Here is a 13905-nt window from a genome sequence, read left to right as displayed (position 1 = left end):
TGCTACGCCGAGGTTATCGGTCGAGCGCCCATCAAGGCGGTACCGACACGCACACAGGTGGAGCCGTGTTGGATGGCAGATTCCAGATCGCCCGACATTCCTGCGGAAAGTTCTGTCGCGCCGGGATGCTCGGCGAGCAGCATCGTGTGCAAAGTCGCAAGTCGCGCAAATGCCGCATCAGACTCAGCCCCCAGGGGCGGAATGGCCATCAGACCGGACAGTCGTAATGCCTTGGACCCCGCAACGTGTGCGGCGAGGCGGGCCAATTCGGCCGAAGCGACACCGCCGCGCGAGGGGTCGTCATCCAGGCTCACCTGCAACAGGACGCGCACCGGGTCGGTCCGCTCCCCCGCGTCCAGCGCGGTCTGCGCGCCCGTGGCCAGAGCCGTTGCCAGCCGTTCGCTGTCGACCGAGTGCACGGTGTGTGCCCAGCGCGCGACGACCCGAGCCTTGTTGCGTTGCAGACGGCCGATCATGTGCCACTGCACATCCGGGAGTCCTTCGTCACGTTCGGCGCCCCCGCCGACCAAAGTTGGCAGTTCTGCCACCTTTGCCGTGGCCTCCTGCTCGCGCGATTCGCCGAACTCGCGGCGGCCGAGCCGATACAGGATCGCCACATCGCTCGCCGGGAAGAATTTCGTCACCGGGAGCAGCCGCACCGAGTCCGGGGCGCGCCGCGCCGCGAGACAGGCCGCGTCGACCCGTTGCAGCAGCGCGGACAGGTTGGTGGCCAGCTCCGCGGTGCGCGCGTCGACCTGCGCCGCAACGGCTTCCGAGCCGCTCATCAGCGCACCTCCGACCAGATCACGCTGCCGAGCCGTCCGGTGGGCGCGCCGCGGCGATGGCTGAACAGGGTGCGGTCCTCGATGGTGCAGCGCGGGTCGATGGCGACGCCGTTGACGCCTGCCTCGATGAGCTGCCTGGCGATGCCGGCGCGCAGGTCGAGCGAGGGCGTCTTGCGCACGGTGGTCGAAGCGCTACCCGGCAGGTGCTTTTCGACGTCGGCGCGCATCGCGGCGGGCACCTCGTATTGCCGCCCCGAGGCGGCCGGGCCGAGGAACGCACCGATGCGGTCGACGCTCGCGCCGATGGACACCATCGCCTCGAGCACCTTCGGCACGATCCCGATCCGCGCGCCGATCCGTCCGGCGTGCACGGCGGCGATGACGCCGGCCTGGTCGTCGGACAGCAGGACCGGCACGCAGTCGGCGGTCAGCACCACCAACGCCAGGCCGGGCACCTTGGTCACGAGGGCGTCGGTGGCAGGCACCGGCGCATCCCGTGGGCCGTCGATGATTTCGACATTGCGTCCGTGGATCTGTTCCATCCAGACCAGCCGATCCGGCGTGAGCCCGATCCCCTCGGCCAGCCGATCCCGGTTGCGCCGCACCGTCGCCGGGTCGTCCCCCACGTGATCCCCAAGATTGAACGACTCATAAGGCGGCGCCGAAAACCCACCCGCCCTAGTCGTCGTCACTCGTCGAACGGTCAGCGTAGGGGCAGAAGTCATGCCACCGAGCCTAGTAGCGCTCAGCACCCCCGACGACCCGCCGCCAGCGGACTACAACGCACTCCCCCGCACCCCCGCCGGTCAGCACGTCAGCCGCACTACCTCTGATCTCCCGCACCTGGAGGCCGCGAAGGCCCTGATCCTCAGTGGATCAGGGCCTTCGCGGTTCAGCTTGTTCTGCACGCCGTCTGGGCGTCACCGTCGCATGAACGACGGGACATCGACGTCGTCGTCATCATCATCGTCCGGCGGCGCGATGTGTGTCCGTGCGTTGTTCGCCACGGTCGGGTCGGCCATCCGCGCCTTCTCGCTGTCCCGGTAGCTCGGGACGGCGCCGCGGGTCGACGAGGTCGAGCTCGCGGACGCGGCCGCGATGTCGGTGCTGCGGGCGGCCACCTCGGTGGGACGGCTCTGGCCGATCTCGCCGGCGCGGGCCGCTCCGATGGTGCTCCGGCTCGGGTTCTCGAAGGTCCGCCGGGCGGGACCTCCCCCGTCAAAACCCGCGGCGATCACGGTGACGCGCACTTCGTCGCCGAGCGAGTCGTCGATCACCGTGCCGAAGATGATGTTGGCCTCGATGTGCGCGGCCTCCTGGACCAGCGACGCGGCCTCGTTGATCTCGAATAGGCCGAGGTCGGATCCGCCCGCGATGGACAGCAGCACGCCGTGCGCGCCGTCCATCGATGCCTCGAGCAGCGGCGAATTGATCGCCGACTCGGCGGCTTTCACCGAACGGCCCTCGCCGCGCGCCGAGCCGATGCCCATCAGCGCGCTGCCCGCGCCGGACATCACGCTCTTGACGTCGGCGAAGTCGACATTGATCAGACCGGGGGTGGTGATCAGGTCGGTGATGCCCTGGACACCGTTGAGCAGCACCTCGTCCGCCGAGCGGAACGCGTCCATCAGGCTGACCGCCGCGTCGCCGAGCTGTAACAGCCGGTCGTTCGGGATCACGATGAGCGTGTCGCAGGACTCGCGCAGCTGACCGATGCCGGTCTCGGCCTGGCCGCCGCGCCGCTTGCCCTCGAAGGAGAACGGGCGGGTGACCACGCCGATGGTCAACGCGCCGAGCTTGCGCGCGATCTGGGCGACGACCGGGGCGCCACCGGTGCCGGTGCCACCGCCCTCGCCCGCGGTGACGAAGACCATGTCGGCGCCCTTGAGCACCTCTTCGATCTCGTCCTTGTGGTCCTCGGCGGCCCGTCGGCCGACCTCGGGGTCGGCGCCGGCGCCGAGGCCACGGGTGAGTTCACGGCCGACGTCGAGCTTGACGTCGGCATCGCTCATCAGCAGCGCCTGCGCGTCGGTGTTGACCGCGATGAACTCGACACCTTTGAGGCCCTGTTCGATCATCCGGTTGACGGCATTCACACCGCCGCCGCCGATACCGACGACCTTGATCACGGCAAGGTAGTTGTGCGGGGGCGTCATGGGCTCTCGCCTTCCTTCGATCTAAAGCCTGTCGTTTTCGGATTCGAGACACTCCGCCGTATTCGCCTGAGCGGCTTCACTCAGCGAACCGCCACTCGGGCAAACCCTAAACCTCAACCATAGGGTTAGCGTTATGTCAAGTATCCGACTGCTGCGGAACGCTATTCGTCGCCGCCGCAATACGCGCGCAGGCGCGCCGAAACAAGAGACAGAATCTTGTGTGATCCCTCTCGTCTCGCAGCGCCGCACGACGTATGGTGAACGGTTGCCCCTCGGCGCTCGGTTCCCGGCGCGAGGGCCGGTGCCGTGAGCGTCAGGCCCGGAAGCGGCAGCTCGCGCGACCCTTCCGGATCGGCGAACGCCACCCGCCGAACACTGCAATTCGACGCGGGCGCAATGGGTATCGCTCACTTTACCGTGACCAGGTTGGGACTCGACACATCGAACACCGTTCCGGGGCGGGTCAGCAGCGGGAGCACGACCGCCGACTTGCGTGCGGCGTCGTTCATGCCGCCCCAGAGTACCGTGCGCCCGTCCTTCAGATTCAGCGAAATATCCGAAATTGACCGTGCCGCAACCTCGTCCACCTGAACGGCGAGCGCGGGCGGCAGCGCGGTCAGCACCCCGACCGCGGCCCTGGTCACCGGCGCGTCACTGGCCGGATGATCGGTGATCAGCTTGGGCACGCCGATCGGCGCGTCCTCGATCGCGAATTCCACGCTCTCCGCGTCGAGAAGATGCGCGCCCTGCGGACTGTCGAAGAACAGCACCGGGGCTCGTTCGACGACGGTCACCCGCACGGTGGACGGGAACACCCGCTGCACCCGGGCCGTGCGCACCTTCGGGATACTCGCGACACGCCGGGCGATCGCGGTCGTGTCGATGCGCAACATCGACCGGCCGGAAGGGATTTCGAGGAGGTCGCGCACCTGCTGTTCGGGCACCGCGACCGCACCGTCGACGTCCACGGTACGCACCGAGAGCACCGGGGTGAACCAGGCGACCGCACCGAAGACCGCAAGGACGCACACGCCCAGCAATCCCCACAGCCGGACCCGCCGCCACCCGTTCGGGCTCAGCCGCGCACCGGCCGAGCGCGCCGCGCCGACGCCCTGCTCGCGCACCGACCCGGCACCGCGCCTCGATCGCTGGGTCACGGCCTCACCGCCCGTACTGTGGACGCGCCCGTAAACCGTCGAGGATCTGGCTGCCGAGCATGGTCACGTCGCCGGCGCCCATGGTGATCACCACGTCGCCGGGCAGCGCGAGCTTGGCCACCTGACGGCCGACCCGCGACATATCCGGCTGGTAGTGCACGGGTTTGGTGACCGACTGGGCGACCAGCGCGCCGTTCACGCCGGGCAGCGGCTTCTCCCGCGCGCCGTACACGTCGAGCACGACCACCTCGTCGGCCAGGCTCAGCGCGGCGCCGAAGTCCGCGGCGAACGTCGCGGTGCGGCTGTAGAGATGCGGTTGGAAGACCACGATCACCCGGCCCTGGCGCGAGCGGGCGCCGTCGCGCGCCTCCTGCTGCACCAGCTCGGCGGCGGCGCCGAGCACGGCGCGCACCTCGGTCGGATGGTGGGCGTAGTCGTCGAAGACGCGCACGCCGTTCTCCCGGCCGGCGAACTGGAACCGGCGGTGCACACCGCCGAAACCCGCCAGGCCCTGGATGATCTCGTCCACGTCGGCCCCGGTCGCCCGCGCGGCCAGCAGCGCGGCCAGCGCGTTCAACGCCATGTGCCGGCCCGGCACGGACAACCGCAGGGTGCGCGGCGCGGCCTCGTCGTCGAGCTGGAACTGGGCGATGCCGCCGACGTCGCGCGGCTCCCAGCTGTGCAGCCGCACGCCGACCGGCACCGGCGCGTCGGCCAGTTCACCGGAGCCGTAACCCAGCACCCGAATGTTCTTGGCGGCCAGCTTCTCCCCCACCCGCTCGGCCAGCGCGCGGGAACCAGGGTCGTCCAGGCAGACCACCAGCAGGCCGCCCTCGGCCAGCCGGTCGGCGAAGTCGTCGAAGACCTGGACGTAGGCCTCGTCGGTGCCGAAATAGTCCAGGTGATCGGACTCGATGTTGGTGACCACCGCGACGTCCGGGTCGTATTGCAGAAGGGAGCCGTCGCTCTCGTCGGCCTCGGCGACGAAGATGTCCCCGGTGCCGTGATGGGCGTTGGTGCCCGCCTCGTTCAGCTCGCCGCCGACCGCGAAGGACGGGTCGAAGCCGCAGTGCTGCAACGACACGATCAGCATCGAGGTGGTGGAGGTCTTGCCGTGCGTGCCCGACACCAGCAGCGTGCGGTGCCCCTGCATCAGCGAGGCGAGCACGGCCGGGCGCAGCAGCACCGGGATGTCGCGCCGTTTCGCCTCCACCAGTTCGGGATTGGTCTTCGGGATGGCCGCGTAGGTGGTGACCACCACGGTCGGGCCGCCGGGCAGCAGGTCGAGCGCGCTGGCGTCGTGGCCGATGCGCACCTGCGCGCCGCGGGCCCGCAGCGCGAGCACGCCGCGGCTCTCCTTGGCGTCCGAGCCGGACACGGCGCCGCCGCGGGACAGCAGGATCCGGGCGATGCCGGACATGCCTGCCCCGCCGATGCCGACCATGTGCACTCGCTCCAGCGAGGGCGGCAGAGCGGAGAGATCGTCGTCAGCCACCTACGACCTCCAGCACGATCCGCGCCACCGCGTCGGCGGCGTCGCGGTGCCCGGCGCCGGCCGCGGCGCGACCCATCTCGATCAGCCGTGCGGAGTCCATGAGCAGCGGAATCACCTCATCGATCACGTATTTCGGCGTCAGCTCCGAATCCGGGACAATCCTGCCGCCGCCCTGGCGGACGACGGGCCTGGCATTGAGTTCCTGTTCGCCGTTGCCGTGGGCCAGCGGCACGTAGAAGGCGGGCAGGCCGACCGCCGACACCTCGGCGACGGTCATCGCGCCCGACCGGCAGACCACCGCGTCGGCGGCGGCGTAGGCGAGATCCATCCGGGAAAGATACGGCACCGCGACATACGGTGCGCCCGCACCACTCTCGGTGACCTCGAGCGTGTTCTTCGGTCCGTGCGCGTGCAGCACCGAGATACCCGCCGCGGCGAGTTGCGGTGCGGCGCCGGACACCGCGTCGTTCAGGCTGCGCGCGCCCTGCGAGCCGCCGAACACCAGCAGCACCGGTCCCTCGGCGGGCAGGCCGAAGTGCGCGCGCGCCTCGGCGCGTAGCGCGGCCCGGTCCAGGGTGGTGATCGAGGCGCGCACCGGAATCCCGACCACCTGCGCCCCGGCCAAGCCCGAATCCGGTACCGCGGCAAGCACTCGCGCGGCGCGGCGGGCGCCGACCTTGTTCGCGATCCCGGCCTTGGCGTTGGCCTCGTGCACCACCACCGGCACGGTGCGCCTGCGGCGCAACAGCCCCCGGCCCGCGGCGAGATAGGCGGGCAGCGCGACGTATCCGCCGAAGCCGACGATCACGTCGGCCTCGACCGCGTCGATCACCGCCCTGGTCCGCGCGACCGAGGCCCGCACCCGGCCGGGCAGCCGCAGCAGGTCCGCGGTGGGCTTGCGCGGCAACGGAACCGGCGGGATGAGTTCGAGCGGATAGCCGCGCTCGGGAACCAGCCGGGTCTCCAATCCGCGTTCGGTGCCCAGCGCCGTCACCCGGATCGAATCGTCGAGCCGCCGCAGCGCATCCGCCACCGCGAGGGCGGGTTCGATATGGCCCGCCGTGCCGCCGCCTGCGACGATTACCGAGATCACCTAGATTTTCCTCGTTCTCTTGTGTGGTTGACCGGGTAGCTGGGCTCCCACGCTCTGGTGGCGCGCAGCGAGCTGGTGCCGCGGCTCTCCGGCGAGCGCCGTCGCCCCGGCTCCGGCTGCGGACGCCGCGCGGGCAGGGCTGGTCTGCCCGGCCGTTGCGCCTTGCGCTGCGCGGATTTCGCCCGTGCGGCACTGGCCCGCGCCGGCGAATACACCTCCGGCTTGGGCAGCCGCAGCAACCTACTGAACCTACCGTCTTGCCCGGCGTGCAGCGCGGAGACGGCCTCCGGTTCGTGCCTGGCCGCGTTGGCGATGATGCCGAACATGAACAGCGTGATGGCCAGCGACGAACCGCCCGCCGACACCAGCGGCAGCTGCAATCCGGTGACCGGCAGCAGGCCGACCACGTAACCGATGTTGATCAGCGCCTGCCCGGTGATCCAGGTGGTCGCGGTCGCGGTCAGCAACCGCAGGAACGGATCGACCGAGCGGCTGGCGATCCGGATGCCGGTGTAGACGAACAGCGCGAACAGTCCGAGCACCAGGGCGCAGCCGAGAAAGCCGAGTTCCTCGCCGATGATGGCGAAGATGAAGTCGTTGTGCGAGTTGGGCAGGTAGCTCCACTTGGCCCGGCTCTGCCCGAGGCCGCGGCCCCAGATCCCGCCGTCGGCCAGCGAGTAGAGCGCTTGGCGGGCTTGATAACCGATGCCCTGCGGGTCGTCGCCCGGGTTGAAGAACGCGCGCATGCGGTCGGACCGGTAACCGGCCGACAGGGCGAGCACCGCCGCCGCGATCATGCCGGACACCGAGACCGTGACGAACAACCGCAGCGGCAGCCCGCCGAACCAGAGCAGCGCGGCGAGCACGATGCCCAGCGCGATGGTGGTGGACAGGTTCGGCTCCACCACGACGAGCAGACACACCAGCAGACCGGCCGGAACCAGCGGCATCAGAATGTCTTTCAGCCCGGCGTGCTCCGAGCGGCGCGATGCCAGCAGGTGCGCGCCCCACACCACCAGGGTGACCTTGACGATCTCCGACGGCTGCACGTTGAACAGGCCGAGATCGATCCAGCGCCGCGCGCCCTGCACCTTGGAGCCGATGCCGGGAATCAACACCAGCACCAGCCCGAGCACGGACAGCACGAACAGCGGGAACGACCACTGCCGCAACCGGCGCAGCGGAATCCGCAGCGCCAGATAGAACAGCACGGTGCCGATCGCGGCGAACATCGCCTGCTGGATGAACAGCGAATACGCCGATCCCCCATCGGCATACGCCTCGACGCTGGACGCGGACAGCACCATCACCAGCCCCAGCACGGTGAGCAGGGTGGCGATGGTGACGACCAGGTGAAACGACGCGAGCGGCCGCGCCAGCCAGGCCACGAACCTGGCGCCGGCTCCGGGTAGTTCCTTACGCCGCCGCGTCGTTTCCGTCATAGCGTCCGCCCGACGTCACCGTCTTCCAGTGCGTGCACCGCGGCCGCGAAGCTGCGGCCCCGGTGCGTGTAATCGGCGAACATGTCCAGCGAGGCCGCCGCGGGGGCGAGCAGTACGGCGTCGCCGCGGCGGGCGTACCCGGCCGCGGCCTGTACGGCGCGCGCCATGACGACGTCGGCCTTGTCTTTCGACGCGTCACCCATCCCTGCATCGTCTCCCGCGATCAGCTCGATGACCGGGACCTCAGGCGCGTGTCGCGCCAACGCGGCCGCGAATACCGGTGCGTCGGCGCCGATCAGCACCACCGCGACCAGCCGCTCGGCGACCTCTTCGATCAGGTCGTCGATCTGCGCGCCCTTGAGCTGTCCGCCGGCCACCCAGACCACCTGCGGGTGCGCCAGGATCGCGGTGCGCGCGGCGTGCGGGTTGGTCGCCTTGGAGTCGTCGATGAAGTCGACGCCGCCGACCTCGCGCACGAACGCGGATCGGTGCGGGCCGACCTTGTGCTCGATCAGTCCCTCGCGGATGAACTGCGGCGCCACGTCGATGGCCCTGGTCAGCGCGGACGCGGCGAGGGCGTCCGCGACGCCCGCCGGTCCGGGCGGGCTGATGTCGCCGACCTCGGCCAGGATCGCGGCCTTGGTGAACGCGCGATCGAGCAGCTTGCCGTCCACCACGCCGAGCTCGCCGTCGGCGGGCACGCCGATCCGGAAGCCGACCGTGCGCCGGGCCTTCGACCGGCGGGCCAGCGAGGCCGCGACCGGATCGTCGAGCCCGACCACGCCGACCCGGCCGACCAGCGCCCGCGCCTTCGCGGCGGCGTACGCGTCCAGGCCGCCGTGCCAATCCAGATGATCCTCGGCCACATTGAGCACCACGCCCGCCTCCGGGCGCACCGACGGCGCCCAGTGCAGCTGGAACGAGGACAGCTCGACCGCGAGCACCTGCGGTCCCGGGTTGCGCCGCAACGCGTCCAGGATCGGCAGGCCGATGTTGCCGCACGCGACACTCGGGATGCCCGCGGCGCGCAGGATGGCGTGCGTCATCTGGGTGGTGGTGGTCTTGCCGTTGGTTCCGGTGATCACCAGCCACTTGCGCACGGGTCCGTAGATCCTGGCTTGATCGACCCACCAGGCGAATTCGACGTCACCCCACACCGGCGTGCCCTCGGCCACCGCCGCGGCGAGCACCGGCGAGTCCGGCCGCCAGCCCGGGCTGGTGATCACCAGCGCGAACCGGCTCCAGTCCGTGGTTTCCAGCTCCACGCAGGTGGCGATGTCCAAGCCGAGCCCGGCCGCCTCGGCCAGCGCCGCGGCACCGCCGTCGGTGACCACCGGGCGCGCGCCGATATCGCGCAGGGGCTCGATCAGCGAGCGCCCCGATATGCCCCAGCCCGCGACGAGAACGTCACGGCCACGCAGGAATTCGAGCATGGGCCCAGGTGATCGCAGGGCCCGCGGAGAATGTTCGACCATCGCTAGTTCACCCGACCGCAGAGAGATATTCGCTGTAGAACAAGCCGAGCCCGACGGCGGAAGCCATCGCGGCCAAGAGCCAGAACCTGATGATCACCGTAGTCTCGGCCCACTTGCTGAGTTCGAAGTGATGATGGAACGGCGCCATCTTGAACAGCCGGTTGCGCGTGGTGCGGTACACCGCCACCTGCAACACCACCGACAGGGTTTCGGCGACGAACAGCGCGCCGATGACGATCATCAGCAGCTCGGTTCGTGTGGTGATGGACAATCCGGCCAGCATGCCGCCGAGCGCCAGCGAGCCGGTGTCACCCATGAAGATCTTGGCGGGCGCGGCGTTCCACCACAGGAAGCCCACGCACGCCGCGGCGCCCGCGGCGCAGACCAGCGCCAGGTCCAGCGGGTCGCGCACGTTGTAGCAGCCGACCTCGGCCTTGATCTCGCAGGCGTGGTAGTACTGCCAGAACGTGATGACCACGTAGCCGCCGAGCACCAGGCTCATCGAGCCGGCCGCGAGCCCGTCCAGGCCGTCGGTGAGGTTCACCGCGTTGGACCAGGCGACCACGACCAGGCAGACGAAGACCAGGAACACGACGACGCCCATGGTCACCGTGCTGATGTCGCGCACGTAGGACAGATGCCTGCTGGCCGGGGTCAGCCCGCTCGCGCCGCGGAACTGCAACGCCAGCACGCCGAAAACGACTGCGGCGGTCAACTGTCCGAGGTATTTGCCCGCGGCGGTCAGGCCGAGGTTGCGCTGCTTGCGGATCTTGATGAAGTCGTCGACGAAGCCGACGCCGCCGAGCGCGGTGGCCAGGCCGAGTACCAGCAGGCCGGAGGCCGACGGGCCGTCCGCCCGGTAGCCGATGCCGATCAGGTGCGAGCCCAGATAACCGGCCCACATGCCGATGATGATGGCGACGCCGCCCATGGTGGGGGTGCCGCGCTTGGCCTGGTGACTGGCCGGGCCGTCGACCCGGATCTCCTGGCCGAAGCCCTGCTTGGCGAACATCTTGATCAGCAGCGGGGTCAGCAGAATCGATACGGCCAGCGCGATCGCGGCCGCGAATAGAATCTGTCTCACTCAACTGCCTCCGTGCTTCCCGTACGTCCGCTGGATGGCTCCGATTTGATCAAGTGTTCGGCGACCTCCCAGAGGCCTACCGACTTCGACGCCTTGACCAGCACCACATCACCCGCCTCGACTTCGTCGTCGAGCAACGCGATGGCCGCGCCGATGTCGGGCACGAGGATCGACTCCGCACCCCATGAGCCTTCCATCACCGCTCCCTGGTGCATCGCCCGGGACGGCCTTCCGGTGCCGACCACGATCAGCCGGTGCACGTCCAGCCGTACCGCCAGCCGGCCGATCCGGTCGTGTTCGATCACGGATTCTTCCCCCAGCTCACCCATTTCGCCGAGCACCGCCCAGCTGCGCCGCGGCGTTTCGCCCGCCCGCGACATGGTGACCAGGGCCTTGAGCGCGGCGCGCACCGAGTCCGGGTTGGCGTTGTAGGAGTCGTTGACCACGGTCACCCCGGCCGGGGTGGTCTGCACGTCCATCCGGCGGGCGGACGCGGCGCGCGCGCCGGACAGTGACCGCGCGATGGTGTCGAGGTCGGCGCCGCACTCCAGGGCGACCGCCGCCGCGGACAGCGCGTTGCCGACCTGGTGTTCGCCGTGCACCGCAAGCTGAATCGCGATGCTGCCCACCGGCGTATGCAGGGTGAAGCCCGCGCGCGCCGCGTCGTCGAGCCGGACGTCGGTCGCCCGCAGATCGGCGCCCTCGGAGTGGCCGACGGTCACCACCCGGGCGGTGGTGCGCGCCGCCATCGCGGCGACCTGCTGGTCGTCGGCGTTCAGCACGGCCAGCCCGGACGGCGGAAGGGCCTGCACCAGTTCACCTTTGGTCTTGGCGATCGCCTCCCGGCTGCCGAACTCGCCGAGATGCGCGGTGCCGACATTGAGCACCACGCCGATGGTCGGCGGGGTCACCTCGGCGGCCGCCGCGATATGGCCGGGGCCGCGCGCGGACATCTCCAGCACCAGGAAGCGGGTATCGGCGTTGGCGCGCAACGCGGTCCACGGATGGCCGAGCTCGCTGTTGAACGAGCCGGGCGGCGCGACCACGGTGCCGAGCGGCGCGAGCACCGCCGCGAGCAGGTCCTTGGTCGAGGTCTTGCCGGACGAGCCGGTCACCCCGATCACGGTGAGCGTGCCTGCCGCCGTGAGCCGTTGCACGCTGGCGCGGGCCAGGTCGGCGAGCGCGGCGAGCACCGCGGCCCCGGATCCGTCCGAATCACCGGCCAGCGCAACCGAACTCGACGGCACCGAGCCCGGGTTCGGTTCGACGACGATGGCGGGCACCCCCACCGGGCGGGCCGCGAGCACCGCGACCGCGCCGGCCGCGACCGCCGCCGCGGCCCAGTCGTGCCCGTCCGCCCTCGTGCCCGGCAGGGCCAGGAACAGATCGCCGGAACCGATTCGGCGCGAATCGAATTCGACCGAACCGGTGACCCGCGCCGCCGGGTCGGGGACGTCGTGCAGCGTGCCGCCGACTACGTCCGCGATCTCCCGCAGTGTCATCTCGATCATGAAACCGTCAAGTCCTCCGCGTCCGCGTGGTGCGGACTTCGCTTGTCCAGTGCCGCCGCGAGCACATCGCGGTCGTCGAAGGGGTGCTTCACACCCCGGATCTCCTGCCCGGCCTCGTGCCCCTTGCCCGCAACCAGTACCACGTCGCCGGGCTGAGCCCAATTCACCGCCGCCGCAATGGCTTCGGCGCGGTCGCCGAGTTCGCGCACCTCGCCGCGTTCGGCCTCGGCCAGCGCGCCGGTGCGCAGCGCGGCCCGGATGTCGGCCGGGTCCTCGCTGCGTGGATTGTCGTCGGTGATGATCACCAGGTCGGCGCCGCGGGCCGCCACCGCGCCCATCAGCGGGCGTTTACCCGCGTCCCGGTCGCCACCGGCCCCGACCACCACGGCGAGCCGTCCTGGCGATTCCGGCGCGTCCGCCGCGAGATGTCCACGCAGCGTGGCGATCACCGATTCCAGCGCGGCCGGCTTGTGTGCGTAGTCGACGATGGCGAGGAAGTTCTGTCCGCGCTCCACCCGCTGCATCCGGCCGGGCACGTCGACGGTGACCAGCGCGGGCGCGGCGACCGACGCCTCGACCCCGGCGGCCGCGCACACCGCGACCGCGAGCAGCCCGTTGGCCACGTTGTAGCGCCCCGGAAGACGCAGTCGCACAGCGATATCGCCGTCCGGTCCGGCCGCGGTGAATTCCTGCTCGCCCCCGTGCGCGGTGATCGCGCCGTCCAGTGCCCAATCGCCGGTTCCGGTGGTGGACACCGTGATCGGCGCGTCCAGCCGGTCCGCGAGGCGCCTGCCCCACTCGTCGTCGACGCAGATCACCGCGGTCCGAGCGGCGATCGGCGAGGTCGGCTCGAACAGCTTGCGCTTGGCGGCGAAGTAGTCCTCGAAGTCGGCGTGGAAGTCCAGATGATCCTGTGACAGGTTGGTGAAGGCGCCGACCGCGAAGCGCACACCGTCCACCCGGCCGAGCGCCAACGCGTGACTGGACACCTCCATCACCACGGCGTCCACACCCTGCTCGACCATCAGCGCGAACATCGCGTGCAGCTGCGGCGCCTCCGGCGTGGTCAGCGCGCTCGGTACCCGCCTGCCGCCGATCCGGGTCTCGATCGTGCCGATCAGCGCGGTGGACAGCCCGGCGGCGGCCAGGCCCGCTTCCACCAGATAGGAGGTCGTCGTCTTGCCCGAGGTGCCGGTGATGCCGACGATGCGCAGCCGCTCACACGGATTGCCGTAGATCAGGGCCGACAACTCGCCGAGCACCGCGCGCGGATTCTCCCGGACCAGCACCGGCACCGGCAGCTCACCGGCCAGCTCGGCGCCCGCCGCGTCGGTGAACACCGCGACCGCGCCGCGTTCGACCGCGTCGCGCGCGAACCGGGCGCCGTGCGCCTGCGCGCCGGGTAAGGCGGCGAACAGATCTCCGGGCCGCACGGCCTGCGACCGCTGCTCGATGCCGGTGACCTGGATCTCCGCCCGGGCGGGACCGATCGCCTCGGCGCCGGTCGACGCCAGCACGGTGGTCAGCGCGGTGGCCGGCGGATGAGCGGGCCGGAGCGCGTGCTGGCTGGGCTGCGCAGGCACATTGCTCCTCTCTGATACGGGCGGGACTGGGACGACGAGTCAGGTTACCGACGACCGGTCACGGCCCGGCAACGCACCTACCGAACACCTCGCCCCGCACGCGCGGTATGTCCGACACCGCACG

11 protein-coding genes are annotated in these 13905 nt (G+C 70.4%); all 11 read right to left on the bottom strand.

Features of this window, described 5'->3' with window-relative positions:
* Positions 1 to 2: 2 nt before the first annotated feature.
* Positions 3 to 785, bottom strand: coding sequence for a YggS family pyridoxal phosphate-dependent enzyme (locus ACFQ9K_RS28780; protein ID WP_378726397.1), 783 nt, complete (start codon positions 783 to 785; stop codon positions 3 to 5).
* Positions 785 to 1510: a peptidoglycan editing factor PgeF gene (gene pgeF / locus ACFQ9K_RS28775; protein ID WP_378726395.1), complete on the bottom strand. Its 726-nt coding sequence runs from the start codon at positions 1508 to 1510 to the stop codon at positions 785 to 787. Before pgeF ends, ACFQ9K_RS28780 begins: the two co-directional genes overlap by 1 nt.
* A gap of 195 nt (positions 1511 to 1705) precedes the next feature.
* Complete coding sequence (ftsZ, locus tag ACFQ9K_RS28770) at positions 1706 to 2941, bottom strand: cell division protein FtsZ (RefSeq protein ID WP_378723677.1); 1236 nt, start codon at positions 2939 to 2941, stop codon at positions 1706 to 1708.
* 407 nt (positions 2942 to 3348) lie between these two features.
* On the bottom strand, positions 3349 to 4098 hold the full coding sequence (locus ACFQ9K_RS28765) for a cell division protein FtsQ/DivIB (RefSeq protein WP_378723678.1): 750 nt from the start codon (positions 4096 to 4098) through the stop codon (positions 3349 to 3351).
* 4 nt (positions 4099 to 4102) lie between these two features.
* A complete protein-coding gene (gene murC, locus ACFQ9K_RS28760) occupies positions 4103 to 5542 on the bottom strand; it encodes a UDP-N-acetylmuramate--L-alanine ligase (protein WP_378723691.1) in 1440 nt (479 codons plus the stop codon).
* 43 nt (positions 5543 to 5585) lie between these two features.
* Positions 5586 to 6686: an undecaprenyldiphospho-muramoylpentapeptide beta-N-acetylglucosaminyltransferase gene (murG, locus tag ACFQ9K_RS28755; protein WP_378723680.1), complete on the bottom strand. Its 1101-nt coding sequence runs from the start codon at positions 6684 to 6686 to the stop codon at positions 5586 to 5588.
* Positions 6683 to 8128, bottom strand: a complete 1446-nt coding sequence (ftsW, locus tag ACFQ9K_RS28750) for a putative lipid II flippase FtsW (protein ID WP_378723681.1) — start codon at positions 8126 to 8128, stop codon at positions 6683 to 6685. The genes murG and ftsW overlap by 4 nt, the downstream gene beginning before the upstream one ends.
* Positions 8125 to 9561 (bottom strand): UDP-N-acetylmuramoyl-L-alanine--D-glutamate ligase, encoded by a 1437-nt coding sequence (gene murD / locus ACFQ9K_RS28745; RefSeq protein WP_378723682.1) that lies wholly within the window; start codon positions 9559 to 9561, stop codon positions 8125 to 8127. Before murD ends, ftsW begins: the two co-directional genes overlap by 4 nt.
* Before the next feature lie 49 nt (positions 9562 to 9610).
* Positions 9611 to 10687, bottom strand: coding sequence for a phospho-N-acetylmuramoyl-pentapeptide-transferase (mraY, locus tag ACFQ9K_RS28740; protein WP_150406558.1), 1077 nt, complete (start codon positions 10685 to 10687; stop codon positions 9611 to 9613).
* Positions 10684 to 12198 (bottom strand): UDP-N-acetylmuramoyl-tripeptide--D-alanyl-D-alanine ligase, encoded by a 1515-nt coding sequence (gene murF / locus ACFQ9K_RS28735; protein WP_378723684.1) that lies wholly within the window; start codon positions 12196 to 12198, stop codon positions 10684 to 10686. The genes mraY and murF overlap by 4 nt, the downstream gene beginning before the upstream one ends.
* Positions 12195 to 13781, bottom strand: coding sequence for a UDP-N-acetylmuramoyl-L-alanyl-D-glutamate--2,6-diaminopimelate ligase (locus ACFQ9K_RS28730; RefSeq protein WP_378723685.1), 1587 nt, complete (start codon positions 13779 to 13781; stop codon positions 12195 to 12197). Before ACFQ9K_RS28730 ends, murF begins: the two co-directional genes overlap by 4 nt.
* Positions 13782 to 13905: the final 124 nt, after the last annotated feature.

Origin of the sequence: Nocardia sp. NPDC056564, assembly GCF_042793755.1 — a bacterium.
Lineage (GTDB): Bacteria > Actinomycetota > Actinomycetes > Mycobacteriales > Mycobacteriaceae > Nocardia.
This window is presented reverse-complemented; position numbering and strand designations above follow the sequence as displayed.

Coding starts and splice junctions, on each gene's coding strand:
- pgeF (WP_378726395.1), bottom strand. CDS start 1,510: ATGACTTCTGCCCCTACGCTGACCGTTCGACGAGTGACGACGACTAGG.
- murC (WP_378723691.1), bottom strand. CDS start 5,542: ATGGTCGGCATCGGCGGGGCAGGCATGTCCGGCATCGCCCGGATCCTG.
- ACFQ9K_RS28780 (WP_378726397.1), bottom strand. CDS start 785: ATGAGCGGCTCGGAAGCCGTTGCGGCGCAGGTCGACGCGCGCACCGCG.
- ftsW (WP_378723681.1), bottom strand. CDS start 8,128: ATGACGGAAACGACGCGGCGGCGTAAGGAACTACCCGGAGCCGGCGCC.
- ftsZ (WP_378723677.1), bottom strand. CDS start 2,941: ATGACGCCCCCGCACAACTACCTTGCCGTGATCAAGGTCGTCGGTATC.
- murF (WP_378723684.1), bottom strand. CDS start 12,198: ATGATCGAGATGACACTGCGGGAGATCGCGGACGTAGTCGGCGGCACG.
- murD (WP_378723682.1), bottom strand. CDS start 9,561: ATGCTCGAATTCCTGCGTGGCCGTGACGTTCTCGTCGCGGGCTGGGGC.